Origin of the sequence: Janthinobacterium sp. GW456P, assembly GCF_002127655.1 — a bacterium.
Lineage (GTDB): Bacteria > Pseudomonadota > Gammaproteobacteria > Burkholderiales > Burkholderiaceae_D > Janthinobacterium.
This window is the reverse complement of the sequence record NZ_NEHB01000037.1, coordinates 1-25,546: the sequence shown is the minus strand read 5'-3', so window position 1 is coordinate 25,546 and position 25,546 is coordinate 1. Positions and strand designations below refer to the sequence as shown.

General features: G+C 66.0%; 19 protein-coding genes. 10 read left to right on the top strand and 9 right to left on the bottom strand.

The window, feature by feature from the left end; all coding sequences use genetic code 11:
- Positions 1 to 9 precede the first annotated feature (9 nt).
- From CBW66_RS29740 to CBW66_RS29735, 9 genes are all read left to right on the top strand, one after another.
- Positions 10 to 1,689 carry a methyl-accepting chemotaxis protein gene (locus CBW66_RS29740; protein ID WP_086140082.1) on the top strand — a complete coding sequence of 560 codons (1,680 nt, stop codon included), beginning with the start codon at positions 10 to 12 and terminating at the stop codon, positions 1,687 to 1,689.
- Between the two features lie 53 nt (positions 1,690 to 1,742).
- The gene (locus CBW66_RS25085) at positions 1,743 to 2,366 is read left to right on the top strand and encodes an Hpt domain-containing protein (protein WP_086142975.1); all 624 of its coding nucleotides are present in this window, start codon (positions 1,743 to 1,745) and stop codon (positions 2,364 to 2,366) included.
- Complete coding sequence (locus tag CBW66_RS25080; protein WP_086153681.1) at positions 2,363 to 3,265, top strand: HDOD domain-containing protein; 903 nt, start codon at positions 2,363 to 2,365, stop codon at positions 3,263 to 3,265. The genes CBW66_RS25085 and CBW66_RS25080 overlap by 4 nt, the downstream gene beginning before the upstream one ends.
- A 74-nt stretch (positions 3,266 to 3,339) precedes the next feature.
- Complete coding sequence (locus tag CBW66_RS25075) at positions 3,340 to 3,966, top strand: response regulator (protein ID WP_070288176.1); 627 nt, start codon at positions 3,340 to 3,342, stop codon at positions 3,964 to 3,966.
- A gap of 34 nt (positions 3,967 to 4,000) precedes the next feature.
- Positions 4,001 to 4,363, top strand: coding sequence for an Hpt domain-containing protein (locus tag CBW66_RS25070; RefSeq protein WP_170933024.1), 363 nt, complete (start codon positions 4,001 to 4,003; stop codon positions 4,361 to 4,363).
- Positions 4,360 to 6,585, top strand: coding sequence for a hybrid sensor histidine kinase/response regulator (locus tag CBW66_RS25065; protein ID WP_086140078.1), 2,226 nt, complete (start codon positions 4,360 to 4,362; stop codon positions 6,583 to 6,585). The genes CBW66_RS25070 and CBW66_RS25065 overlap by 4 nt, the downstream gene beginning before the upstream one ends.
- A gap of 182 nt (positions 6,586 to 6,767) precedes the next feature.
- Entirely contained in the window at positions 6,768 to 8,438 is a 1,671-nt protein-coding gene (locus CBW66_RS25060; RefSeq protein WP_086140077.1) for an ATP-binding protein, read from the top strand.
- A gap of 48 nt (positions 8,439 to 8,486) precedes the next feature.
- Positions 8,487 to 11,921, top strand: coding sequence for a response regulator (locus CBW66_RS25055; protein ID WP_086140076.1), 3,435 nt, complete (start codon positions 8,487 to 8,489; stop codon positions 11,919 to 11,921).
- A gap of 33 nt (positions 11,922 to 11,954) precedes the next feature.
- Complete coding sequence (locus CBW66_RS29735) at positions 11,955 to 12,080, top strand: hypothetical protein (RefSeq protein WP_257218121.1); 126 nt, start codon at positions 11,955 to 11,957, stop codon at positions 12,078 to 12,080.
- Between the two features lie 7 nt (positions 12,081 to 12,087).
- On the opposite strand, the gene CBW66_RS25050 is transcribed toward CBW66_RS29735, so the two are convergent.
- From CBW66_RS25050 to CBW66_RS25010, 9 genes are all read right to left on the bottom strand, one after another.
- Positions 12,088 to 13,299 (bottom strand): NnrS family protein, encoded by a 1,212-nt coding sequence (locus CBW66_RS25050; protein WP_086140075.1) that lies wholly within the window; start codon positions 13,297 to 13,299, stop codon positions 12,088 to 12,090.
- A 128-nt stretch (positions 13,300 to 13,427) separates the two neighbouring features.
- Positions 13,428 to 14,090, bottom strand: coding sequence for a response regulator (locus CBW66_RS25045; protein ID WP_086140074.1), 663 nt, complete (start codon positions 14,088 to 14,090; stop codon positions 13,428 to 13,430).
- Between the two features lie 23 nt (positions 14,091 to 14,113).
- A complete protein-coding gene (locus tag CBW66_RS25040; protein ID WP_086140073.1) occupies positions 14,114 to 16,015 on the bottom strand; it encodes a type IV pili methyl-accepting chemotaxis transducer N-terminal domain-containing protein in 1,902 nt (633 codons plus the stop codon).
- 122 nt (positions 16,016 to 16,137) lie between these two features.
- Positions 16,138 to 17,124 carry a GTP 3',8-cyclase MoaA gene (gene moaA / locus CBW66_RS25035; RefSeq protein WP_086140072.1) on the bottom strand — a complete coding sequence of 329 codons (987 nt, stop codon included), beginning with the start codon at positions 17,122 to 17,124 and terminating at the stop codon, positions 16,138 to 16,140.
- A gap of 102 nt (positions 17,125 to 17,226) precedes the next feature.
- Positions 17,227 to 17,973: a peptidylprolyl isomerase gene (locus CBW66_RS25030; RefSeq protein WP_086140071.1), complete on the bottom strand. Its 747-nt coding sequence runs from the start codon at positions 17,971 to 17,973 to the stop codon at positions 17,227 to 17,229.
- Positions 17,974 to 18,113: 140 nt separating this feature from the next.
- Positions 18,114 to 18,800, bottom strand: a complete 687-nt coding sequence (gene narI, locus CBW66_RS25025; protein ID WP_086140070.1) for a respiratory nitrate reductase subunit gamma — start codon at positions 18,798 to 18,800, stop codon at positions 18,114 to 18,116.
- A gap of 27 nt (positions 18,801 to 18,827) precedes the next feature.
- On the bottom strand, positions 18,828 to 19,484 hold the full coding sequence (gene narJ / locus CBW66_RS25020; protein WP_086140069.1) for a nitrate reductase molybdenum cofactor assembly chaperone: 657 nt from the start codon (positions 19,482 to 19,484) through the stop codon (positions 18,828 to 18,830).
- 21 nt (positions 19,485 to 19,505) lie between these two features.
- Entirely contained in the window at positions 19,506 to 21,056 is a 1,551-nt protein-coding gene (narH, locus tag CBW66_RS25015) for a nitrate reductase subunit beta (protein WP_086140068.1), read from the bottom strand.
- Position 21,057: 1 nt separating this feature from the next.
- The gene (locus CBW66_RS25010) at positions 21,058 to 24,756 is read right to left on the bottom strand and encodes a nitrate reductase subunit alpha (protein WP_086140067.1); all 3,699 of its coding nucleotides are present in this window, start codon (positions 24,754 to 24,756) and stop codon (positions 21,058 to 21,060) included.
- 243 nt (positions 24,757 to 24,999) lie between these two features.
- On the opposite strand from CBW66_RS25010, the gene CBW66_RS25005 reads away from it, so the two are divergent.
- On the top strand, positions 25,000 to 25,371 hold the full coding sequence (locus tag CBW66_RS25005; RefSeq protein WP_086140066.1) for a ribonucleotide reductase subunit alpha: 372 nt from the start codon (positions 25,000 to 25,002) through the stop codon (positions 25,369 to 25,371).
- The last annotated feature ends 175 nt before the right edge of the window (positions 25,372 to 25,546 follow it).

Below are 25,546 nucleotides of genomic sequence, written 5' to 3'. Positions count from 1 at the left end.
GCGCCCATCATGACCATCGCTAAACGGCTGTACGCATTGATTCTTTCCGTCGTCCTGGGACTGGCCGCCCTGGCGGGTTTTGGCATTTACCAGATGGACCGCGTGTACACGGCGGCCAGCTATGCCACCGTCAACACGGTGCCCAGCCTGCTGACCTTGCACCAGGCTTTCGTGCCGTTCGCACAGATGCGCACGGCCGTCTGGCAGCACATGGCCAGCAAGGATGCGGCCGCGCGCGACAAGCTCGAAGCGGGCATCAGGGAAGCGCGCGCGGCGGTCGGCAAGGCGCTCGACCAGTATGAAAAAGAAGATATCACCGATGAACAGGACCGCGCGCTGCTGGCCGCCGACCGTGCCGTGCTGGCGCGCTACGACACGGTGCGCGACAAGGTGCTGGCGCTGTCGAAGGCAGGCGAACTGGACGCGGCACGCGACTTGCTGATGGAAAACCAGCCCATCATCAAGGAACTGGTCGACGCCCTCGCCGCCCACCACCGCTACAACGAAAACGTGTCCGCCAAGGGCGCGGCCGACGGCGCCGCCGCCGCCGCCAACGCACGCTGGATTTCCATCGGCCTGGCCCTGGTCGTGACGGTGCTGGTGGCCGGCATGGGTCTGCTGCTGGCGCGGCGCATCGCCGCCTCGCTGGCCGACGCCATCGGCGTGGCCCGCACCATCGCGGGCGGCGACCTCAGCGTGCAAGTGAACACCACCTCAAACGACGAGGTGGGCCAGCTGATGAAGGCCATGGCGGACATGAGCGCGAGCCTGGTACGCATCGTGGCCGAAGTGCGTTCCGGCACGGACAGCATCAGCACGGCATCGGGCCAGATCGCGGCCGGCAACCTGGACCTGTCGGCACGCACGGAACAGCAGGCCGGTTCGCTGGAAGAAACCGCCTCGGCCATGGAAGAACTGACGGCCACCGTGCGCCAAAACGCGGACAACGCCCGCCAGGCCAAGCAAATGGCCGTCAGCGCCTCGGACAAGGCGCAGCGGGGCGGAGCAGTGATGGACGACGTGATACGCACCATGGAAGCGATCGACAGCGCGTCCAACAAGATCGCCGACATCATCAGCGTCATCGACGGCATCGCCTTCCAGACCAATATCCTGGCCCTGAATGCGGCCGTGGAAGCGGCACGCGCCGGGGAACAGGGGCGCGGCTTTGCCGTCGTGGCCACGGAAGTGCGCAATCTGGCGCACCGGTCGGCGGCCGCCGCCAAGGAAATCAAGGTACTCATCGGCGACTCCGTGGAACAGGTCGAACAAGGCGGCAAGCTGGTGCAGCAGGCCGGCGCCGCCATGACGGAAGTGGTCGACACGGTACGCGGCGTGACCGACATCGTCAGCGAAATCTCGGCCGCCAGCGCGGAGCAAAGCACGGGCATCGAGGAAATCAACCGCGCCGTCACGCAAATGGATGAAGCCACGCAGCAGAATGCGGCCCTGGTCGAGGAAGCGGCGGCCGCATCGCAATCGCTGCAGGAGCAGGCGGCCAGGCTGGCCGGCGTGGTGGGCACCTTCACGCTGGCGCCTGGACAGGCCGGCGCGGCGCCCCGCGCGCCTGCCACCCCGCGGCCCGCACCGCACAAGGCGTCGCTCAAGCTGGTCGCCACGCGCCCCGCAGGCCAGGCCAGAGCCGCGGCACCGGCCACCGCCGATGCGGGCGACTGGGAAATATTTTAAGTGCGCCATCACGCCGGATCACTTGCCTAGATAGCATTCATTGGAGCATGGTCATGAACACCCTCTTCGCCATCCACCCCTTCCTTCGCTGCGAAGACCTGTCGCTGATGCGCACGGCGCTGGCCCTGGCCGGCCTGGTATTGCTGCTGGCCGCCCTGCTCTGGCGCCGCACCCGCGGGCGCCAGACTGGCCGCACGGCACCGGCCGATCTGCATGCGCTGTTGCAGATGCGCAAAACGGTCCCGCCGGCCAAGGTGGCGGACAGCGCACCGCCAGCGCCGAGGGCGCCGGACACGCCGCCGTTCGACGCGGCCCGCCTGGACGCCATGTTCGGCTACGACCGGCGCCTGCAGGGCGAGATCCTGGCCCTGTTCGTGGCCGAGACGCGCGACCGCCTGGCCGGCATCGCCCATGCGCTGCGCTGCGAACGGACCGCGCCGGCGCGCGTGCTGGCGCAGGAAATCCTCGACGGCAGCCAGTCCATGGGCCTGCTCCCGCTGCAGGCGCTGGCGCGCCAGGCCGTACACGCGGGCTTTTCCAACGATATCGGCGCACTGCGCCGCCTGCATGCGGAACTGCTGATGGCGCTCGACGCGCTGTCGCAGGCCGTCACGGTCCTACAGACGGCGGGCGCGGCGCAAGCCGATGACCGCAGCGGCGTCGGGAGCCGGCCATGAGCGCGCACATCGACCTGGCGCGCCTGCTCGGCGGCGCCATCCTGCCCTCGCCCGCCGGGCGGTGCCACTGGCTGGCAAACTTGTGCCAGCAWCAGGTATCGCTCGATGAGCTGGCGGAACAACTGAGCTGCGATCCCGCCCTGACGGGCAAGATCATCGGCCTGGCGAATGCGGGCGTGCGCACGCATGCGGCGGTCAGCGCGGCGATGCTGGCCGCGATCGGCCTGCCCGCCCTGCGCCAGGCGTTTGCCGCACCGGCCGTGCCGGCGGCCACGTGCGCGCACTTCGACGCGCAGCGCTACTGGTCGCACGCGCTGGCCATGGCGTGCGCCGCCCGCGTGGCCGGCGAGGCGCTGCAGCTGGCGCCGGCCAATGATCTGTACAGCTGCGGCTTGCTGGCCAACTGCGGCCAGCTGGCCCTGGCCACCTTGCATCCGCAGGAATATGAAGAAGTGCTGGGCCAATACGGCAAGGGTGCCACGGCACGGCTGCTGTGCGCGGAGTCGCAGCGCTTCGGCTACCACCAGCTGGCGCTATCGGCCATCCTCATGCGGGGCTGGGGCATGCCGGACATGCTGTGCGACGCCGTGCGCTGCCATGCCGCGCCGCCCGGCTTCGGGGGTGCCGGGCGCATGACGGACCTGGCATGGCTGCTGAAGCTGGCCAGCGGTTTCGCCGACCTGATATTGCGCAACGGCGCGGGGCCGCGCGGGCCGGTCCTGGCCGCCGCGCGGGTACTGGGGCTGGACCGAAACGACATGGAAACCCTGCTACGCCACAGCAGCGCCGAGTGGAGCGAACGACGCGATATCCTGGAACCGCAGACGCATAGTGCCCCCTGCCGCACACGCACGCGAGTCCGGCCCGCCACGCGCCAGGTTTTTAGTGAATTCATATAATTCGTTGAAATTGATTTTTTGAGCCCGATTGCGTATCATTCCCTTCAACTACATCCGCGACCATAAAGCCCATCATGCACACTGCAGACGTTTGCACTACCCAAAAGGCCGCAGAAATCCTCGGCATCTCGGTCACATCGGTGCAACAACTGGTCGAGGCCGGCGTAATCGAAGCCTGGAAGACCAAGGGCGGCCACCGGCGCATTCCCCTCGCGGCCGTCGAGGCCTACAAGGGCAATCCCGGCCAGCCGGGCCAGGACCAGCGCGCGGCACGGGCCAACCGCCCCGTCCCATCGGGCCGTCCACCGTCCATCCTCGTGATCGAGGACAATCCGATCGAACGCGCGCTGTATGAAAAACAGATCGGTTCATGGGGCTTGCAGGCGGACTTGCGCTTTTGCGAGAACGGCTACCAGGCGCTGATGGAAATCGCCCGCGACCAGCCCGACATCCTGCTGGCCGACATCGTCATGGAAGGCATCGATGGCTACGAAGTGATCCGTACCATCCTGGCCGACCCGCTGCTGGCGGACATGCACATCGCCATGCTGTCGAGCCTGACGCAGGAAGAGCTGGAAGAACGGGGCGGCGTGCCGCCCGGCGTGGTGTTCTTTGCCAAGCCCGTCAATTACGACGAACTGCGCGGCTATCTGCGCGCCTGCTGCGCCGGCCATGCGCGGCGCAACAGTCTGGCCGCCTAGACTGCCACCGCTTTCCCCTCGACACGGAGCCGACATGCCAGCCTATCGCCACATCGATCCTGCCGTGCTGTTCCATGCCACCGGCCACGACCTGGAGATGTTCCGCGCCCTGTCGCAGACCTACCTCGATACGTCGCCGGCCATGTTTGCGCGCGTCGAGCAGGCCATGCGCGGCGGCGCGGCGCAAGCCATCGTGCATAGCTGCCATACCTTGCGCGGCACCGTGGCCCTGCTGGGGGCCAGCGCCCTGGTGGCGCGCCTGGCGGCGCTCGAGCAGCTGGTCCGCCATCAAGGTGCGGCGGCACCGGACTGGCTGGCCGAAACGGCGGCGCTGCTCGGCGCGGTGGAGCAGGAGGTTCGCCGCAGCATGCTTGAATACACGGGCGCGCAGGAATGAACGCGCCCCAGGCCGTCCTGCGCCTGGTGCACCGCTACCGGCCGCGCACCATGACGACCGTCGTGGGCCTGGTGCTGGTGGGCCTGCTGGCGCTGCGCATCGCCGTCTCCGGCGTGCTGCTGCACCGCGAAGCCGTCGATGACTGGAAACAAGACCTGGCGAACCTGTCGCTGCTGCTGGCGGAAAACACAGCGCAGAGCATGACGGCGGCCCGATTGGTGCTCGACAGCGTCAGCAACGAGATCGAGGCCGCCGCCCCCGCGGACGCGCAGGCGCTGGCCGCCGCCGTCGGTACCCAGGCCATGCACCAGACGCTGCGGCACAAGATCGGCGGCGTGCCGCAAGTGGACGTCGTATCCATCGTCGGCAGCGACGCCAGCGTGCTGGCCTTCAGCCGCGCCTTTCCCACGCCGCCCATCCGCCTCGGCGAGCGCGATTACTTCGAGTATCACCGACGCCACCCGAACGGCGGCATGCACGTCAGCGCGCCCGTGCAAAACAAGGGCAATGGCGCCTGGACCTTCTATATCAGCCGGCGCATCAGCGGACCGGACGGCCGCTTCCTCGGCGTGGTGCTGGTCGGCCTGTCATGCGACTTCTTCAGCAAATTCTTCCAGAGCACCAGCATCGGCGAACATACGGCCTTTTCCCTGTACCGCAGCGACTACACGCTGCTGGCCCGCTGGCCGGCCGTGCCCGAGATGATGGGCAAGCGCAACCTGACGGGCAGCACCTACCGCCTGCTGGAACAGGGCAAGAGCGATGGCGTGCTGCAGGTGGACACGCCGCGCGCGGCTGAACAGGGACGCACGGTCGACCGCCTGGCCGGCATCCGGCTGGTGCGCGACTATCCGCTGGCCGTCAACGTGACCGTCACGGACGCGGTTTATCTGGCGGGCTGGCGGCGCATGCTGCGCACCATGGGCGGGGCGGCCGTGGTCAGCCTGCTCGTGCTGGCCGGTGCCATCGCGCTGATCCTGGCCCTGCTGCGGCGCCAGGAGCGCGACGCGGCCATGGCGCTGGCGCTGCAAACGCGCGCGGAAGCGGCGAATGCCGCCAAGTCGCGCTTCCTGGCCGTCATGAGCCACGAGATCCGCACGCCGATGGCCGGCATCGCCGGCATGGCCGAACTGCTGCAGGACAGCGCGCTCGATGCGGCGCAGCGGCAGCACGCGCAGCGCATCGGCGATGGCGTGCAGCACCTGATGCGCATCCTGAACGATATCCTCGACCTGTCCAAGGTCGAGGCAGGCCAGATGGGCATCGAGCTGCGCGACTTCGACCCGCGCCTGCTGCTCGACGACGTGCTGGCGCTGCACCGCCCGCAGGCCGACGCCAGACAGCTGTTCCTGGTCAGCGAAATCGGCAACAGCGTGCCGCCGCTGATCTGCTCGGACCGCACGCGCCTCGCGCAAATCCTCGGCAACCTGATCAGCAATGCCATCAAGTTTACGCCCTCGGGCACGGTGACCGTGCGCCTGCACCTGGAACCGGCCACGCCGGACGGCGCCAGCGCCTGCCTCGTCGCCATGGTCAGCGACCAGGGCATCGGCATGACGCCCCTGCAACTGAGCCGCATCTTCGAACCGTTTTGCCAGGCCGACGACAGCATCAGCGGCGCCTATGGCGGCACGGGGCTGGGCCTGACCATCTGCAAGCACCTGGTGGCGCTGCTGGGCGGCGAGATCTTCTGCAGCAGCGCGCCCGGCGCCGGTTCCCGCTTCACCGTGCGCATCCCCTGCATGGCCGCCCAGGCACCGGAGGCGGAGCCGGAGACGGCCGCGCCATCGGCATCCGCGGCCGCCTGCGCGCCCGTTCCCGCATCAGAACCGGGCGCGCGCATCCTGCTCGTCGAGGATACGGCGCTGAACCGTCAGCTGGTGTGCCTGCAGCTGGGCGCGCGCGGCTACCGCATCGACACGGCGGAGAACGGCGAGCTGGGCTTGCAGGCGCTGGCCGAGCAGCCGTACGACCTGGTCCTGATGGATTGCATGATGCCCGTCATGGACGGCTACCAGGCGTGCCAGGCCCTGCGCGCCCGCGAAGCGGCCAGCGGCGCGCCGCGCCTGCCCGTCATCGCCCTCACGGCCGGCGTCACCGACGACGACCGGCAGCGCTGCATGGCGGCCGGCATGGATGATTATCTGTCCAAGCCGTTTACGGCCGCCCAGCTGCGTGAAATGGTCGACCGCTGGCTGACGCGTCAGGCGGCGCTGCGCTAGCCGCCCGCGCCGGCGCGCAATACAACACTTTCTCCGCAAACAAATCATTTTATTCGTTAAAATCAATTATATTCACTATAATTGATAAATCGACGCGCCAGCGACGCCGGGCATCCTCGCACAACGGCACCACTGGCGGACCTTGCGGAGGTGGTATGCGGCAGCACACATATTGGAAGGCCATGGCCTGGGCGCGTTGGGAGCGTTGGGATACGCGCACCCTGCTGTCGCTCTTCATGGCCATGCTGCTGGCGGGCTTGTGGAGCATCACCATGCTGCAACTGCGGCACGCCTACGACGCCGCCATCGCCGGCGCCGGGCGCGATGCGCGCAGCATGGCGCGCGTCTTCGACGAGCACGCAATCCGCACGATCGAGGCGGCGGATCAGGCGGCCACGTATTTGCGCAGCCGCTACCAGGCGCTGGGCAGCCGCCTCGACATCGTGGCCGATCTGCGGCAAGGCCTCAATCCCGGCCCACTGTACAACCTGTTTACCATCGTCGACGAACAGGGCGACATGGTGCTGTCGAGCCGCCCTTTCCAGCCCACCAACCTGGCCGACCGCGAGCACATCCGGGTACACATGCAGCGCGACAGCGGCGAACTGTATATCAGCAAGCCGGTGCTGGGCCGCGTATCGAAAAAATGGTCGATCCAGATGACGCGCCGCATCAACCATGCCGATGGCCGCTTCAAGGGTGTGGTGGTGGTCTCGATGGACCCGTATTACTTTACCCGCCTGTACGACGAAGTCGACCTGGGCGACAACAGCTCCACCGAACTGGTCGGCAACGACGGCGTGCTGCGCGCGCGCCGGGTCGGTGCCGTCGACACCATCGGCCAGGATATCGGCGGCAGCAAGGTATTTTCTCTGATGCAAGGTAAAACGCGGGGCGGCTTCACCGAACGCAGTCCCGTCGACGGTGTCCTGCGCTTTTACGCGTTCGAAAAACTGGCCGGCTACCCGCTGTACATGCTGGTCGGGCTGGACCGCGACACGGTATTGGCCGACTACGTCTCGCGCCGCGACCAGGCCTTGCTGATGGCGGCCATCACGAGCGCGCTGATCGTGCTGTCGTGGGCCGCGCTGGTGCTGCTGATCGGCCGCCTGGTCGACAGCCGCGCCAGGGCCATCGCCGCCAGCGAGGCCAAGTCGCGCTTCCTGTCGAACATGTCGCATGAATTGCGCACGCCCCTCAACGGCATCCTCGGCTTTTCCGAGCTGCTGCAGGAACAGCTGCGCCAGCCGGAACAGGCCGCCTATGCGCGAACGATACAGGACAGCGGCCGCCAGTTGCTGGCCATGGTCGAGGCGGCGATGGAATTGAGCGCGCTCGAGCAAGACCAGGTAAGGCTGGAGTCCAGCGCCGCGCCATTGGACCAGCTGCTGGAACTGGCGCTGGCGCCGCACCGGCCGCGCGCGGCCGACAAGGGCCTGCAGCTGGCCGCGCACGTGGCGCCCGCCACGCCGCCGAGCATCGATTGCGACCGCGTCCGCCTCGTGCGCGTGCTCGACATCCTGCTCGATAACGCCATCCGCTACACGGCTGCGGGGCGGGTCGACGTGCACGTCAGGCACAGCGGCGCGCACCTGCAGATCGAGGTGCGCGATACGGGCATCGGCATTGCGCAGGCGCAGCAGGGCGTCATCTTCGACAAATTCTCGCAGGCGGACGACTCGCCCAGCCGCGCCCATGACGGCGCCGGCATGGGCCTGGCCATCGCGCGCCAGCTCGTCGTACTGATGGGCGGCAGCATCGGCGTGGAATCCGCGCGGGGCCAGGGCGCCGTCTTCCGCCTGCACCTGCCCCTGTCCCTTGGGGGCAAATTGACCACACTATCGCATGCATAGTTGTGCGCAAAAGTTGTTCTCCATCCATATCGGGTATAGCATCGCCACATGACCTATCACACAGATGCGGCGGCGGTGCGCAGACAATGGATCGAATGGCTGTTCTTGCTCCTCGGGCTGCTCATCGTTGCTGCCGCCCTCGCCTACGCGCATCTGGCCGAAGCCGCGCGCCATGACGCGGCCGAACGCGAGCGCCTGAGCGTGCTGACGGCGCTGCTGGCAAAAAATATCGAAGTCGACCTGGAGGCGACCAACCTGGTGCTGAGCGGCGTGATCCGCGACTATCTTGCCGCCGGCGCCGCGCCCGACGCCGGGCAAGCGCTGCCGCGGCGCCTGGCCGCGCTGGTCGACGCCATGCCTGGCGTGCGCACCATGCTGGTCATCGATGCGCAAGGCAAGCCGGTCGCCACCAACATCGCGGAACTGGCGGACCAGGATTTTTCCCGCCGCGGCTACTTTCAGACGGCGCGCGACGCCCCCGATGCGCGCATGCTGTACATCTCGGCGCCCTTCCATACCTTCAAGGGCGACCTGGTCATCACGGCGTCGCGCATGGTGCAGGACAAACAGGGCCGCTTTGCCGGCGTGGTGGTGGCCACCTTCGCCCCCGAATACTTCACGGCCAAGTTCCGCACCGCCATGTACGCCCCCGACGTCTGGGCCGTGGTCCTGCATGGCGATGGCCGGCAGTTCCTGAATTACCCGGCCAGGACCGCCAATGGCGCCAATATGGACGTCCCCGGCAGCTTCCTGCGGCGCTTTCGCGACAGCGGCTATCAGGCGGGCGTGCTGAGCGGCGTCGACATCGCCGGCGCCCCCGCCGCCCGCGTCATGTCGATGGCGACCATCGCCCCGCCGGCCCTGCACATGGACCGCGCCCTCATCATCGGTCTGAGCCGCGAAGAAGCGGCCATCGCGGCCCCGCTGCAACGCCAGGCGCTCGGCTACGTCCTTTCCTTTGCCGTGCTGGCGCTGGCCGCGGCCAGCCTGCTGTTCTGGAGCCAGCGGCGGCGCAGGCAGCAGGCTGCCTGGCATGCGGAGCAGGAAAGCGAGCGCCAGGCCATGCAAGCCGTGTCCGACAGCGAAACGCGCTTTCGCACCCTGATCGAAGACGCGCCCGTGGCCATCGCCATCCTGCGCCACGGCCGTTTCATCTACTCGAATCCCCGTTACCGCAGGCTGCACGGCTACACGGCGGACGACAATCTGAACGGCCTGCCCTGGTCCGCCATGATTTCCGCGCCATCGCTGGCGGCGCTGGCCGCCAATGAAGCGCTGATCGAGGCCGATTCGCCCAGCGAACAGGTGTTCGAGGCCGTCGGCCTGGGCAAGCAGGGCCTGCCCGTGCCCATGTTCAAGACCACCACGCGCGTGATGCTCAAGGATGGACCGGCGACCCTGATCTTTGCCCAGGATATTTCCACGCAAAAGCAGGCCGAAGAGGCCATGCTGCTGGCGCGCGACGCGGCCGAATCGGCCAACCGCAGCAAGGCGGAATTCCTAGCCAACATGAGCCATGAAATCCGCTCGCCGCTCAACGCCATCCTCGGCATGGCCTGGCTGCTGGAACGGGACGGCCTCGATGGCGAAGCGCTGCTCATGGCGCGCAAGATCCGCGCCGCCGGCCAGTCCCTGCTGGGCATCATCAACGACGTGCTCGACGTATCGAAAATCGAGGCGGGCCACATGACCATCGAACGGGCGCCGTTCCGCCTGGCCGACGTGATCGAAAAGATCGCCGCCAGCATGGACGTGGCCGCGCATGACAAGCCGATCGAAGTGCGCATCGGGCCGCTGCCCGATGGCGTCGACCGGGTGATGGGCGACGCGCTGCGGCTGGAGCAGGTGCTGGTCAACCTGATCAGCAACGCCATCAAGTTCACCGCGCAAGGCACGGTCGAACTGACGAGCGTACTGGAGAGCCGCGACGGCGACGCCGCGGTGCTGTGTTTCAGCGTGCGCGACACGGGCATCGGCATCGCGCCCGAGGTGCAGGAGGCGATCTTTTCCGCCTTCGCCCAGGCCGACAGCTCCACCACGCGCCGCTTCGGCGGCACGGGACTGGGCCTGACCATCTGCCGCCAGCTGGTGCGCCTGATGGGCGGCGCCATGCGCCTGACAAGCGTCACGGGCCAGGGCAGCACCTTCAGTTTCACGGTGCCGCTGCAGCTGATGCCCGCCAGCGCCCCGTCCTCGCCCGACATGCAGGGCTTGCGCGTCTTGCTGGCCGATGGCAAGGCCGACTCGCGCGCCGCCGTGGTCGCCATCGCGCAGGGCCTGGGCTGGCGCGTGCATGCCGTCTCCGGCGGCCAGGCGGCGCTTGAGCATGCGCTGGCCTGCGCCGAAGACGCGCGGCCCGGCGTCATCGTGCTGGCCGCGCGCATGCCGGACCTGGACGGGGAAGCCACGGCGCGCGCGCTGCGCGAGCACCTGCCGCCGCAGGATTGCCCCATCGTGATCCTGGCGGCCAGCGGCGCGCCGGCGACGGCGCCCGCGCGCCGCCATACGGACCCGGCCAATCCGGCCGATGCCGTCCTCAACGAACCGGTGACGGCTTCCAGCCTGTACAACGCGACGATGGAAGCGCGCCAGCGGCGTGCAGAAGCGGCCGGCCTGGACGCCGGCCACGCGGCGCTGGACGCACGCGTGCTGGCCGGCGTGCGCGTGCTGGTGGTCGACGACAGCGACATCAACCGCGACGTGGTCAACCATATCCTGTGCGACCAGGGCGCCCTGCCCTCGTTCGCCTGCGATGGCCAGCAGGCGCTGGACTGGCTGCTGGCCCACCCGTCCGACGTCGACATCGTGCTGATGGATGTGCAGATGCCGGTCATGGATGGCTTGCAGGCGACGCGCGCGCTGCGCCAGCTGCCGCAGTTTCAGGACTTGCCCGTGGTGGCCCTGACGGCCGGGGCGTTCCGGACACAGCGCGCGGCGGCGCTGGAAGCGGGTGTGAACCATTTCATCAGCAAACCGTTCGACGTGCCGCAGACCATCGCCTTGATCGCCAGCGCACACCGGCGCCATGCGCAAGGGCTGCCGGCCCTGCCGCCGGCAGCGACCGAAGCGGCGCCCCCTTCGCGGGCAGGCGGCGCGGCGCCCGTGATCGATCTGGCGCAAGGGATGGCGCAGTGGCTCGACGAAGCGCCCTACCGCCAGCATCTGTCGCACTTCGGCAACACTTACCGCAACACGGTGGGCGCCATGCGCGCGCTGCTGGCGGCCAATGCACGCGGCGACGCCGCCGCGCTGGCGCACAAGCTGGCCGGCGTGGCAGGCAGCCTGGCCCTGCCGGCCACCCTGCAAGCCGCACAGCAGGCCGAACAGCTGCTGCACGCGGGCGACGATGCGTCTGCCGCGCTCGATGCACTGGAACAGGCGCTGGCGCACGCCATCGATGCCGTCGCCGCATTCACGGCACAGACGCAGGCGCCCGGCCAGCCGGCCATGCCAGAAACGCAACATGGCAGCGCATGCCAATGATAGACTTGCCAATATGAAAATTTAGGAGACGCCATGATCTGGTGCAGGGATTTGCTGCTGAGAGCCTTCATGCTGGGCATGCTGCTATTCGTCGTGGGCGAATCGCTGTCCTACTGGACGCCGGAAATCAAGAAACTGCTGGCCTGGCGCCCGTTCTGACGCCAGGCTAGCCTTCGCGGCCATCCACCCTGGCGCGCCACAGATAAGGCGCATACACGCACGCATACAGGCCAAAGGCCAGCGACCAGCACGCGCAGGCGGCCAGCAGCAGCGGCATGGACAGCGAAGCGGGACCGACGGCGGCCAGCAGGCGCGCCAGCGCGCCAAGCTGGATCAGCCAGTACATCGCCGCTTCCGCCCTGCCGCCCTTGAGCGCACGTCCCGTATGGCCCAGAGTGGTGCGTGTCATCATGCCGATGATCAGGCCCGCCATCGATCCCACCGTCAGCGCGTGCAAGGCGGCGCTGGCTGGCAGCAGACCCAGGCTGGCGGCCGCCAGCAGCGCAAAGCCGATGCCGATCCACGCGTACGACAGGTGCAAAATCCACAGCAACGGCACGCGCAAGGTCCGCTGCGGCTGCCAGGCCAGCAGATTGGCCAGCGACACGCCTGCCGCGCACAAGGCCAGCGGCGCCGTCAGCCAGGCCGGCGCGCCGGCCAGCCACGCGATCGCGGCGGCCGCCATGCAGGCCACGGCAATCAAGGCCCGCTGCGGATTGGCCACCGGCGTGCTGCCCTGCGCGCCATTGCGGGTAAACATCGGGATGACGCGCGCGCCGATCACCGATTCGATCAGCACGATGATGAAGATGGCCGCCTGCACCGGCACAAACAGCGACAGCGGCAGCCAGCCCAGCACGGCCGCGTGGAACAGGCCGTTGGCCAGCGCCAGCAAGGCCAGCAGACCGACGAGAAACAGGTTGCGCGTATTGCCCGAGCGGCGCAGCACCTGGTACAGGGGCCAGGCGGCCAGCGGCAGGAACAGCCAGTCGACCAGCGCCGGCAACAGGCCGGGACCGCACAGCATGGCCACGCGTCCCGCCAGCCACAGCGCCGCCAGCGCCATCAGCGGAGCGCCGTGCGGCGTGGGCAAGCCCGTCCAGTTGCGCCCCGCCGTGTAGAGGAAACCGACGACGACGGCCAGCGCGAAGCCGAACACCATTTCATGCATGTGCCAGCCCAGGCCCACGCGCAGGCCGCCCCCGAGCATGCCGAAATAGCTGGCCAGCCAGAGAGGAACGCTGATGGCCGCAAACACGGCCGCCAGCAGGTAAAACGGGCGGAAACCCAGTTGCCAGACGGCGTGGCCGGCTTGCCAGGGCGCCGCGCCAGGGGCGGCGGGAGAGGAAGAAGGTTCGCTGATCGGGGTGATGGCCATGATGGAGTCGCCTTTAAAGATATATTCAATATACTACTTTAAAAGCGCAGGAACCGCCATCGGCAAAAAGAACTAGAGAGAGAATGGCAATGCGGTCTGAGCCGGCGGGTCAGACCGCGACTACCGGGCTACTTGCCCTGGCGGTGCTCGACCGCGTACACGGCCGCCTGCACGCGGCTGGTGAGGTTGAGTTTTTTCAGCACGTTCTGCACGTGGATCTTGACCGTGCTTTCGGCCAGGTCCAGGGTGCGGGCGATGCCCTTGTTGCTCTCGCCGCGCGACAGGCAGTCGATGATTTCCTTTTCGCGCGGCGTGAGCTTGTCGAGTTCCGACACGGGTTCCTCGCGCCGCGTGCCCGCCTGCAGCTGCGCCACCAGCTTGCCCGTCATCGCTTCGGCGATGACGACTTCGCCGGCCGCCGCGCGGCGGATGGCGCGCACCAGGTAGTCGGCGTCGATATTCTTGATCAGATAGCCGCAGGCGCCCGCGCGCAGGGCAGTGGCCAGGTCTTCGGCGTCTTCCGACACGGTCAGCATGACGATGGCCGTATCGGGACAGTCGTGCTGCATCAGCTGCAGCGCTTCCACGCCGGACATGCCGGCCATGTTCAGGTCCAGCAGCACCACGTCGGGCTGCAGCTGGATGGCGCGCTTGATGCCTTCCACGCCATCGGCCGCCTCGCCGACGACGGCAAACTCCGTGTGCCGCTGCAGCAGCGAGCGTATGCCGCTGCGGAACAGCGCGTGGTCGTCCACCAGCATGACGGTAATCGGTGTATCGCTTGTCTCCATTTTTTTTGCTTTCAGGTAGTTACTCAGGCGGCGCGGCGCTGCTCGCGCGACAGATGCAGTTCGACGGTCGTGCCGCCGCCGGGGCAGGCATGCACGTCGAACGTGGCCTCGATGCGCTGCGCGCGCTCGCGCATGATGTGGATGCCGACATGGCTGTCGCCCTTTTCCAGCACGGCGGCAGCGTCGAAGCCGACGCCGTTATCGCTGATCGTCAGCGTAAAATCCTGGTGATCGGCGAGGCGCACCTCGACATGGCTGGCCTGCGCGTGCTTGCGGATGTTCGACAGCGCTTCCTGCACGATGAATAATAACTGCAATTGCTGCTCGCGGGGGAATGGCGCGCCGTCGACGTCGGCCAGCAGTTCGGCGTCGATGCCCGTCTGGCGGCGGAATTTGTCGAGCGCCGCGCGCAGGGAGCCGATCAAATCATCTTCCATCAGGCGGCTGCGGAAGTTGGCCAGCAGTTCGCGCACGTCCTCGTAGCTTTCCTTCACGCCCGCATGCAGGGCCGGCACGATGCCCGCCACCTCCTCGAAACGCGCATTGCGCACCGAATCGTCGAGCATCTGCACCTGCAGGTTGAGGAAGTTGAGGCTTTGCGCGATGCTGTCGTGCAGGCCCTGCGCCACCAGGTTGCGCTCTTCGGAAATGGCCATCTCGCGTTCGCGCGCGGCCAGGCGCAGGTTTTCCAGCGCGATGCCCAGCAGCTGGCCCAGCGTTTCCAGCAAGGCCAGCTCGCGCGCGGAAAACACGCGCGCATGGCGGAAATGCAGGTTGAAAAAGCCCAGATGCTGTTCGTGCGCATGGATGTGGAAGACGGAAACGGTGGCAAAGCCCTCGCGGTGGCAGCGCAACTCGTGCGCCTTGTCGATGCGGCGCATGTCGTGCACCTTCGCCACCTTCATCTCGACGGCCGTGCCGCACAGGCAGTCGCCCACCTTCAGACAGTGCTCGGATGCCACCAGCTCCTCGGACAGGCCCGTATGCACCACCATGTGCAGGTTGCCCCGCTCGGCGTCGAGCACGCGCACGGTGGAGCCGTCGGCCTCGAAATAATCGACGATGCGCTGCATGAAGCCGCCGCAGATGTCTTCCAGTGGTTGCGGGCGCTGCAAGAACGCCGCGCTTTCGTACAGCAGCGCCAGCTCGCGGTTGCGGTATTCGAGCGTGGCCGTCTTGCTGCGCACGCCCTCTTCCAGGTTGCCGTACAGCGCCTGCAGGCGGTCGGCCATCTGGTTGAAGCCACTGGCCAGCTGGCCGAATTCGTCATTGCTCTCGACGGCCAGGCGCACGCTGAAATCGCGCTCCTTCATGCGCTGCATGCCCAGGCGCAGCCGCGTGACCGGTTCGATGATCAGCATGAACATCAGGTAAATCATGCTGACCGTGCCGATGACGGCCATGCCGACGAGGATCAGCTGCGAGGCGCGCAGCCAGAAGGTGCGCTGTTCGCTATCGTGCTCGATCAGGCGCACCAGCTGGTCGACCTGTCCCACGAACGTGTCGGCGTCATGCTCGAACTGGCGCGCGCGCACAACGGAATCGGCGGCCAGCGCGGACGGACGCAAGGCACTGCGCCAGGCGACGCCGATGCGTTCGAATTCGGACTTGATGGCCGTGCTGGGGGGAAGGAACAGGGGACGTTGCGGGTCGCCGTGGCCGATCTTGGCCAGGGTCTCGTCGATCAGCAGCACTTGCTGGCGCGCCTGCTCGCGGGCGTCGCTGGCAAGCAGCAGTGTCAGGCGGTAGGTCTGCATGCGCAGCCGGCCCGTCTCGTTGATGGCGGCCGAACTGCCTTCGAGCTGCCACGACAAAAACAGGGTGCAGCCGATGGCGCTCAAGGCCAGCACCAGCATGAGCAGCAGCGCGCCGACGATCTTGGTCGACAGCTTCTGCCAGGAGGAAAACATCGCCTTGAATTTCATACTACCCCTAATAAATGCCTGTTTGTGGCCCCTATGCAGTCAAGTCAGCGACATCACCCCGCCCACAGGCAAAGATCCGGGGTCAGACCCGGCGGATCTGACCCCGGCAGTGACACCTCCACTCAGCCGCCCGTCTGTGCCATGAAGCGGATAATCTTGTCTGGCTGCGTATTGAAATCATGCTGCTGCGGCTTGAGTTCGATGGCGGCGCGGATCGCCGCCTCGATCTGCGCATCCGTGGCCCCGCCGCGCAGCATGGGGCCAAACGCGAATTTCTCTTCCTGTCCCAGACACAGGTACAGGGTACCATCGACGGACAGCCGTACGCGGTTGCAGGTGGCGCAAAAATGCTGCGACATGGGCGTGATGAAGCCGATGCTCGAGCGCCCATCAGGGGTTCCCATGTAGCGCGCCGGCCCTCCCCCCAACTCCATCGCCTGCGGCACCAGGCCAAAACGGGCCGCCAGGCGTTCGCGCACGGGGCCCAGCGGCATGTAGCTGGCATTGCGGCCCGTGCTGCCCATCGGCATGGCTTCGATCAGGCGCAGGATGAACTGCTGCTCGATGCAGAAGGCCGCCATGGCCTCGATCTGGCCGTCATTGACGCCGCGCATGGCCACCATATTGATCTTGATCGGGTCGAAACCGGCCGCCTTGCCCGCCATCAGACCATCCAAAATGGGCTGCAGGCTGTCGCGCCCCGTGATCTGCTGCATGCAGGCGCGGTCGAGCGAATCGAGGCTGACGTTGATGCGGTCCACGCCGGCCGCGCGCAAGGCCACGGCATGCTTGCCCAGCTGGGTGGCGTTGGTCGACAGCGACAGATCGTCCAAACCAGGCAGCGCGGACAGCCTTTGCGCCAGCTGCGGCAGGTTGCGCCGCAACAGGGGTTCGCCGCCCGTCAAGCGCACGCGGCGCGTGCCGAGGCGCACGAAAATGCCCAGCAGGCGCTCGATTTCGTCGAACGTCAGCCAGTCCTTCGGCTCCTCGAAGCCGCGAAATCCCTTGGGCATGCAATAACCGCAGCGCAAATCGCAGCGGTCGGTGACGGACAGCCGCACATAGTCGATCGATCGGCCAAAACGGTCCTGCAACTTGCCGCTACCCATGATGCTACTCCTGTTTCTGTTTCCATTGTAAAGGCTGGGGCACGATCTGGCTGCGCCCCAGAAGGCCTAGCGGCCTACGCCTTTCGGCCTACGCATTTCTACTTACTGAACCAGCGGACTGGCCGTGCCTTCGAGCTCGATGCCCGCGATCTCGGCCTGCCCCACCAGCAAGTGCAGATACTGGTGCACGGCGCGCTGCCACGCCGCCCGCGCCAGGCGGTCGGCGATCTGCGCCTGCACCGCCTCGTACGGGATGGCCTGGCCTTCGACCCGGCGCTGCACCTGCACGATGTGGTAGCCGAAGCGCGTTTCCAGCAAATGGCCGGCCAGCGCGCCCTCTTCCAGGCGGAACACGAGCGCATCGAATTCCGGCACGCTCTGGCCCGGCGACAGCTGGCCCAGGCTGCCGCCCAGGGCGCCCGACTGGCAGTTCGAATACTGCGCCGCCAGTTCGCCGAAGCGCTCGGGCGCCAGTTTCAGGGCCTCGAGCACGGCTTGCGCCGTCGTGCGCAGCAACTCCAAAGGCGCTTCCGGGGTCACCTGGAACAGGATATGGCGCGCCTCGACCAGCGCCCCGCTGCGAAACAGCTGCGGGCGCTGCGCATAGAAGGTGCGGCAAGCGGCATCGTCGGCGGGCGGTACGCGCACTTCCTGCGCGAACAGCGCCTCGATGCGGTCGTCAAGACTGCCGCCCTGCACGCCGAGGCGGTCGGCCTCGTCTTGCAGCAGCCGGCGCAGCACCAGTTCATGCACGGCCTGTTTCAAGGGATTGCCGGCGCTGTCGTGATGCAGCAGTTCCTGCGCGATGTCGGCGTCGTCGATATCGATGCCATTGACGGAGATTCCCATCTTACTTTCCTTCCATAAATAGCCTGAAAAATCGTGGCGAGCGGAGATGAGTTGCGGCTGAGAAGCGCAGCTGTGCGGATGCACAGTGAGCATCGCAGGCCGCAAATCGCTACGCGCAGCAGATTTTTCATGGCGTTTTTTTAGCGGCGGCGAACCAGCTGGTAAGCGCGGCCCAGATAAGCAACAGCGCCGAAGCCGCTCCACACGTGCACCAGGCGGGTGAACGGGAAGATGACGAACAGCGACATACCCATGAACAGATGCAGCTTGAACACCAGCGGCGCGTCGACGATGAAGCTGGCCGCGTCACCGCGGAAGGTGACGATGTGCTGCGCCCAGCTCATCAGCAAGACCATCATGTGGCCATCCATGTGCGAGGCCGACACAAAAATCGACGACAGGCCCAGCAGCAAGGTCAGCAAGATCCACATCATCACCAGCTTGTCGCCGGCCGTGGTGACGGCGCGCAGCCGTGCATTGCCGAAGCGGCGTGCCAGCAGGATCAGGATGCCGGCCAGGCACAGGCCGCCCATCACGCCGCCGGCCGCCATGGCCACGCCCTGTTTCAGGCTATGCGACACGCCCAGGGTATCCCACACCCAGACGGGGGTGAGCAAGCCGGCCGCATGGCCGAACAGCAGGCCGATGATGCCGATGTGAAACAAGATATTGCCCAGGCGCAGGCTGCCGCGGTGCAGCAGCTGGCTGGAATCGGACTTCCACGTGTATTGCTCGCGGTCGAAACGGATCAGGCTGCCCAGGAAAAAGATGGCCAGCGCGATGTATGGATAAATGCCATACACAAATTGATGCAAGTAATTACTCATGATGTACTCTCCTCATGCGGACGCGCTTCAAGCGGCGCGCCGCGGCTGCGGGTGAAAATGCACGGGCTGGACGCCGCCCGGGACCTGGCCCGGGCCTTGGCGCAGCAGCGGCTCGACGCCGTCCGCACCGGGACCGAAGGTTTCCAGCGCTTCATCCATGTCGCGCACGGGCGGCTCGGCCAGCATTTCGGCCGCCACTGGGCTCAGGCGTTCGAGCACGGTGAAGACGGGCGCATACGGGCTGCCGTTGGCCGTCAGCTTGCGGCCGATGTGGGCCAGCACGTGGACGGCGTCGCCCAGCAGCGGCGCCGAGACTTCCTCATCGAGCTGCGCCAAAAACTCCAGGAACAGGGGCACGAAGTCGGGCAAGTCGTCGCCCACCATCTGCAGGCCGTGGCGCTTGTATTCCTCCATCAGATCGACCATGGCCTGGCCGCGGTCGCGCGATTCGCCGTGGATATGCTCGAACAGATGCAGCGAGTGCGAGGGATTGCGGTCGAACGTGGCCACATACTGCTGCTGCAGGTCGATCAGGCTGCTGCTTTCCAGGTGCGCCAGCAGCGGGCGAAGGAGCGCCTGCCACTCGGGCGTCGCCTCCAGTGCCGTATCGAGCTGCGGCAGGTGCGCGATCAGCTCCGGCTCCGGGTACAGCAGCAGGCGCGAGAGGATTTGGTAGTGATGCATAGCGTGTTCCATATCAGCTCCTTAAGCGCCTGGCGCCGTTTTGCGCGACTTCGGCATCTGCATGAAGATGGCCGAACCGTGTTTTTTCTTGCCGAACAAGGTAGGCTCGCTGCTGCCGTCCGAGCAGCCGTTGCCGAAGCTGAAGCCGCACGAACCCTTCTCGTTGAAGCTGTCCTCGGCCATTTCCTTGTGGCTGCTGGGGATGACGAAGCGGTCTTCGTAGTTGGCAATCGCCATGATGTGGTACATGTCCTCCACCTGCGCCTGGGTGAGGCCCACCTGTTTCAGTACCGTGAGGTTTTCCACCTTCTCGACGGTCTTGCTGCGCATGTAGGCACGCATGGCCAGCATGCGGTCCAGCGCCGAGACGATGGGCGGCTGGTCGCCGGCCGTCAGCAAATTGGCCAGGTACTGCACCGGAATGCGCAGGCTTTGCGTGTCGGGCAGCATGCCGTTCACGCCCAGCTTGCCCGATTCGGCGGCCGCCTGGATCGGCGACAGCGGTGGCACGTACCACACCATCGGCAAGGTGCGGTATTCGGGATGCAGCGGGAACGCCACCTTCCACTCGACGGCCATCTTGTAGACAGGGGATTTCACGGCCGCTTCCAGCCAAAGATCCGGGATGCCCTGGCGGCGCGCCTCGGCGATGATGGCCGGGTCGTGCGGGTCGAGGAACAGGTCGAGCTGCGCCTGGTACAGGTCCTGCTCTTGCGGCACGGACGCTGCCGCCTCGATCTTGTCGGCGTCGTACAGCAGCACGCCCAGGTAGCGGATGCGGCCCACGCAGGTTTCCGAGCACACGGTAGGCTGGCCCGCTTCGATGCGGGGGAAGCAGAACGTGCACTTCTCGGCCTTGCCGGACGACCAGTTGTAGTAAATCTTCTTGTACGGGCAACCGGAGATGCACATGCGCCAGCCGCGGCACTTGTCCTGGTCGATCAGCACGATGCCGTCGTCTTCGCGCTTGTACACGGAGCCGGACGGGCACGATGCCACGCACGTCGGGTTCAGGCAATGCTCGCACAGGCGCGGCAAGTACATCATGAAGGTGTTCTCGAAGGTGCCGTACATCTCCTTCTGCATGTTGTCGAACAGCTTGTCCTTGCTGCGCTGGGCAAATTCGCCGCCCAGGTCATCTTCCCAGTTCGGGCCCCACTCGATCTTTTCCATCTTTTTCCCCGTCAGCACGGAGATCGGGCGGGCCGTCGGCGGCGTCTGCGACAGCGGTGCGCTTTGCAGGTGCTCGTAGTCGTAGGTGAACGGCTCGTAGTACTCGTCGATGGCGGGCAGGTTCGGATTGGCGAAGATATTCGCCAGAATTTTCAAGCGGCTGCCCTGGCGCGGCTCGATCTTGCCAGAGTCCGTGCGGCGCCAGCCGCCATTCCACTTGTCCTGGTTTTCCCACTGCTTCGGATAGCCGATGCCCGGTTTTGTCTCGACGTTGTTGAACCATGCGTACTCGACGCCGTCGCGGCTGGTCCACACGTTCTTGCACGTGACGGAACAGGTGTGGCAGCCGATGCACTTGTCCAGGTTCAGCACCATGCCGATTTGCGCTCTGATTTTCATACTATGCTCCTTGTTCCTGCAACGGGCCTTCGAGCCAGTCGACCTTGTTCATCTTGCGCACCAATACGAATTCATCGCGGTTGGAGCCCACCGTGCCGTAGTAATTGAAGCCATACGCCAGCTGGGCGTAGCCGCCGATCATGTGCGTCGGCTTGGGCACGGCCCGCGTCACCGAGTTATGGATGCCGCCCCGCTTGCCCGTCATCTCCGCGCCAGGCACGTTGATGATCTTTTCCTGGGCGTGGTACATCATCGTCATGCCGGCCGGGATGCGCTGGCTGACAATGGCGCGCGCCGTCAGGGTGCCGTTCACGTTGAAGACCTCGATCCAGTCGTTGTCGACGATGCCGGCCGCCTTGGCGTCGGTCTCCGACAACCACACGTGCGGTCCGCCGCGCGACAGGGTCAGCATGCGCAGGTTGTCCGAATACGTGGAGTGGATGCCCCACTTCTGGTGCGGCGTCAAAAAGTTCAGCGCCAGTTCCTTGTTGCCGTTCGGCTTGGTGCCCAGCAGCGCTTCCGTCGTCTTCGTGTTGATGGCCGGCTTGTACACGCACAGTCCCTCGCCAAAGTCGCGCATCCACAGGTGATCCTGGTAGAACTGCTGGCGGCCCGTCAAGGTGCGCCATGGGATCAGTTCATGCACGTTGGTATAGCCGGCCGTGTAGCTGACTTCCTCGCTTTCCAGGCCAGACCAGGTGGGCGAGGAAATGATCTTGCGCGGCTGCGCCTGCACATCGCGGAAGCGGATGCTGTCATGCTCGCGCGGCAGCGCCAGATGCGTATGCTCGCGCCCCGTGATGGAGGACAGCGCGGCCCAGGCTTTCACTGCCACATGGCCATTCGTTTCCGGCGCCAGCGACAGGATCATCTCGGCCGCGTCGATGGCCGTGTCCAGACGCGGCTGGCCCTTCGACACGCCTTCATCGAGCACCGTGCGGTTGACGCCGCGCAGCACATCGACTTCATGCCCCGTTTTCCAGGAAATGCCCTTGCCGCCGTTGCCGATGGTTTCCAGCAGCGGGCCGATCGAAGTGAATTTCTTGTACACCTCGCGGTAATTGCGCTCGACCACCGTCATGTTCGGCATGGTCTTGCCGGGAATCGCTTCGCATTCGCCGGCGCGCCAGTCCTTGGGATCAAAAGGCTGGCCCAATTCGCCCGGCGTGTCGTGCATCAGCGGCGTGAGGATGATGTCTTGCTGGGTGCCCAGAAGTTCGCCGCCGATTTCCGAGAATTTCTCGGCCAGGCCTTTGTAGATTTCCCAGTCCGACTTCGATTGCCACAGCGGCTGCACGGCTTCGGACAGCGGGTGGATGAACGGGTGCATGTCCGACGTATTCAGATCGTCTTTTTCGTACCAGGTGGCCGTCGGCAGCACCACGTCGCCGTACAGACACGTGGTCGACATGCGGAAGTCCAGCACCACCAGCAGATCGAGCTTGCCTTCGGCTGCAGGACGCACCTTCACCTGTTTCGGCGTGAGGCAGTCGTCTTCGTCGCTGAGCAAGCCGTTCTGCGTGCCCAGCAGGTACTTCAGGAAGTACTCGTGGCCCTTGCCCGAGCTGCCCAGGATATTCGAGCGCCACACGAACATATTGCGCGGGAAGTTGGCCGGATTGTCCGGGTCGTCGCACGAGAACTGCAGCTGGCCCGCCTTGATCTGGTCGAGCGCATACGCGGCCGGCTTCTGGCCTGCGGCGGCAGCGGCCTTGGCCACTTCCAGCGGATTGGTCTGCAGCTGCGGCGCCGATGGCAGCCAGCCCATGCGCTCGGCCTTGGCGTTGTAGTCGAGCAGGGTCAGGTCGCCCGTGCCGCCGGCCGCCGATGGCGAGGCGATATCGCCCGTCTCCAGCTTTTCGTGGCGCCACTGGCTCGTGTGGGCATAGAAGAACGAGGTGCCGTTCATCTGGCGCATCGGGCGCACCCAGTCCTGGGCGAAGGCCAAAGGCGTCCAGCCCGTTTGCGGACGCAGTTTTTCCTGGCCCACGTAATGGGCCCAGCCGCCGCCCGACTGGCCGATACAGCCGCACATCATCAGCATGTTGATGATGCCGCGGTAGGTCATGTCCATGTGGTACCAGTGATTCAGGCCGGCGCCCACGATGACCATGCTCTTGCCGCGCGTCTGGTCCGCGTTTTCCGCGAACTGGCGCGCCACGGTGATGACGTCGGCGCGCTTCACGCCCGTGTGTTTCTCTTGCCACGCTGGCGTGTACGGCACGTCGTCGTCATAGCTCTCGGCCACGTTTTCGCCACCGAGGCCACGGTCGATGCCGTAGTTGGCCAGGGTCAGGTCGAACACGGTGGTGACGAGGCCCGTCGTGCCGTCGGCCAGGCGGATGGTTTTCACCGGCACCTTGCGCAGCAGCATGTCGGACGCGTCCTTGCCGCCGAAGTAGGCGAAACCCACTTCCGTGACGGCGTCGCTGTCGTTGATCATGGAGAGCATCGGCACGATGGGCGCGCCGCTGCCGCCGGCCTTCTGTTCCAGGTTCCACTTGCCCGACTCGCCCCAGCGGAAGCCGATGGAGCCGGCCGGCGCGGTGATGGCGCCCGTGGTTTCGTCAATGACCAGGGTTTTCCATTCCGGGTTGTTGGTCTCGTCGAGGTTGTTGTCCAGGTGCGAAGCGCGCAGGAAGTAATCAGGCACCAGGGTGCCGTTATGCTCCTTGAGCAGCACCAGCATGGGGAAGTCCGTGTACTGGCGCGCATAATCGCGGAAGTAGGCGCTCTGCCCTTCCGAGTGGAATTCCTTGAGGATGACGTGGCCCATGGCCAGCGCCAGCGCGGCATCGGTGCCCTGCTTCGGCGCCAGCCAGATGTCGCCGAACTTCACCATTTCGCCGTAGTCGGGCGAGATGGCTACGGTTTTCGTGCCCTTGTAGCGTACTTCCGTGTAGAAGTGGGCGTCCGGCGTGCGCGTCATCGGCACGTTCGAGCCCCACACCATCAGATAGGTCGAGTTATACCAGTCGGCCGATTCCGGCACGTCCGTCTGCTCGCCCCACACTTGCGGGCTGGCCGGCGGCAAGTCGCAGTACCAGTCGTAGAAACTCAGGGCCACGCCGCCGATCAGCGACAGGTAGCGCGTGCCGGAGGCATAGCTGACCATGGACATGGCGGGAATCGGCGAGAAGCCGACGATGCGGTCCGGGCCGTATTTCTTGATCGTCAACGCATTCGCGGCGGCGATGATTTCATTCGATTCCTCCCACGTGGCGCGCACGAAGCCGCCCAGGCCGCGGATGGACTTGTATTGCTGCGAGCGCACGGGGTCCTGGCTGATCCAGTCCCAGGCCGTGACGGGGTCCATGGTCTTGCGCGCTTCGCGCCACATTTCCATCAGGCGGCCGCGCACCATCGGGTATTTCACGCGCTGGGCCGAATACACGTACCAGGAATAGCTGGCGCCGCGCGGGCAGCCGCGCGGCTCGTGGTTGGGCAGGTCGGGCCGCGTGCGCGGGTAATCGGTTTGCTGGGTTTCCCAGGTGATCAGACCATTCTTGACGTACACCTTCCAGCTGCACGAGCCGGTACAGTTCACGCCATGCGTGGAACGCACGATCTTGTCGTGCTGCCAGCGCTGGCGGTAGGCGTTTTCCCAGGTGCGGTCTTCATCGACCACGGTGCCATGGCCGTTGGAAAACGGCTCGGCAGGCTTGCTAAAAAATTTAAGACGGTCCAGAAAGTGACTCATGCTACCTCCACATTGCGCCGCAGGAGCGGCGCCAGGTCATAAAAACGCTGCAAGCCGGATGGCCCACGCGTCGATACAAACAGTCTATCGACGCGCCGTGCCCGGCGGTATTGGCAAGAAGTCGGTTTCCGGCACCAGGAATGCATAGACGCGTAGTCACCCGGATAGTCACTATTGCCTATGGGCGACAAGGCGGCGCTGCGGTATACCTGTCGTCATCGTTCAACACAGAGAAAGAGCATCATGCCAATTACCGATTACGCCAGCCTGCTGCGCAGCGCCCGCAACCAGGAGCAGCCGCAACGCCTGCTGTTCACCTTTACCCAGGCGCAGGCCCAGCCCGGCGGCCAGGGCAAGTCCCTCACGCCCGTGATGTGCGCCGACAAGCTGCCCGATGAACTGGACAGCTTCGAGACATTGAAGGAGGAGTCGAAACAGATGCAGACGCACTGGGATGTGGTCTTCGTGGCGGGACTGGCGGGCCGCGACGGCGTCGCGCCGCCGCAACAGGAATGCGAAGCGCCCCTGCGCGCCATGGTGACGGCCATCGAGCAAGGCCGCATCGACAACCTGCTGGCGTTCGACCGCAGCGGGGATTTATTGCGGTTTAGCTGAGGCAACTTGTCGGATTACGCCCTGCGGGCTAATCCGACCTTGTATTATTCCCCTCATGCCGTTCGTGGTATTGCGAACGGTATCGACCGCTGTCAAAATCTTGATAGGCATATCAAGACCGGGTAACTGGATGCCGTATCCGCCCTTAGGCCCCGAGCCAGCTCCGTAGATCTCG

Bases quoted from the DNA above. Each gene is read 5' to 3' on its own strand.
- CBW66_RS29740 (WP_086140082.1), top strand. From the start codon at position 10: ATGACCATCGCTAAACGGCTGTACGCATTGATTCTTTCCGTCGTCCTG.
- CBW66_RS25085 (WP_086142975.1), top strand. From the start codon at position 1,743: ATGAACACCCTCTTCGCCATCCACCCCTTCCTTCGCTGCGAAGACCTG.
- CBW66_RS25075 (WP_070288176.1), top strand. From the start codon at position 3,340: ATGCACACTGCAGACGTTTGCACTACCCAAAAGGCCGCAGAAATCCTC.
- CBW66_RS25070 (WP_170933024.1), top strand. From the start codon at position 4,001: ATGCCAGCCTATCGCCACATCGATCCTGCCGTGCTGTTCCATGCCACC.
- CBW66_RS25065 (WP_086140078.1), top strand. From the start codon at position 4,360: ATGAACGCGCCCCAGGCCGTCCTGCGCCTGGTGCACCGCTACCGGCCG.
- CBW66_RS25060 (WP_086140077.1), top strand. From the start codon at position 6,768: ATGGCCTGGGCGCGTTGGGAGCGTTGGGATACGCGCACCCTGCTGTCG.
- CBW66_RS25055 (WP_086140076.1), top strand. From the start codon at position 8,487: ATGACCTATCACACAGATGCGGCGGCGGTGCGCAGACAATGGATCGAA.
- CBW66_RS29735 (WP_257218121.1), top strand. From the start codon at position 11,955: ATGATCTGGTGCAGGGATTTGCTGCTGAGAGCCTTCATGCTGGGCATG.
- CBW66_RS25050 (WP_086140075.1), bottom strand. From the start codon at position 13,299: ATGGCCATCACCCCGATCAGCGAACCTTCTTCCTCTCCCGCCGCCCCT.
- CBW66_RS25045 (WP_086140074.1), bottom strand. From the start codon at position 14,090: ATGGAGACAAGCGATACACCGATTACCGTCATGCTGGTGGACGACCAC.
- CBW66_RS25040 (WP_086140073.1), bottom strand. From the start codon at position 16,015: ATGAAATTCAAGGCGATGTTTTCCTCCTGGCAGAAGCTGTCGACCAAG.
- moaA (WP_086140072.1), bottom strand. From the start codon at position 17,124: ATGGGTAGCGGCAAGTTGCAGGACCGTTTTGGCCGATCGATCGACTAT.
- CBW66_RS25030 (WP_086140071.1), bottom strand. From the start codon at position 17,973: ATGGGAATCTCCGTCAATGGCATCGATATCGACGACGCCGACATCGCG.
- narI (WP_086140070.1), bottom strand. From the start codon at position 18,800: ATGAGTAATTACTTGCATCAATTTGTGTATGGCATTTATCCATACATC.
- narJ (WP_086140069.1), bottom strand. From the start codon at position 19,484: ATGCATCACTACCAAATCCTCTCGCGCCTGCTGCTGTACCCGGAGCCG.
- narH (WP_086140068.1), bottom strand. From the start codon at position 21,056: ATGAAAATCAGAGCGCAAATCGGCATGGTGCTGAACCTGGACAAGTGC.
- CBW66_RS25010 (WP_086140067.1), bottom strand. From the start codon at position 24,756: ATGAGTCACTTTCTGGACCGTCTTAAATTTTTTAGCAAGCCTGCCGAG.
- CBW66_RS25005 (WP_086140066.1), top strand. From the start codon at position 25,000: ATGCCAATTACCGATTACGCCAGCCTGCTGCGCAGCGCCCGCAACCAG.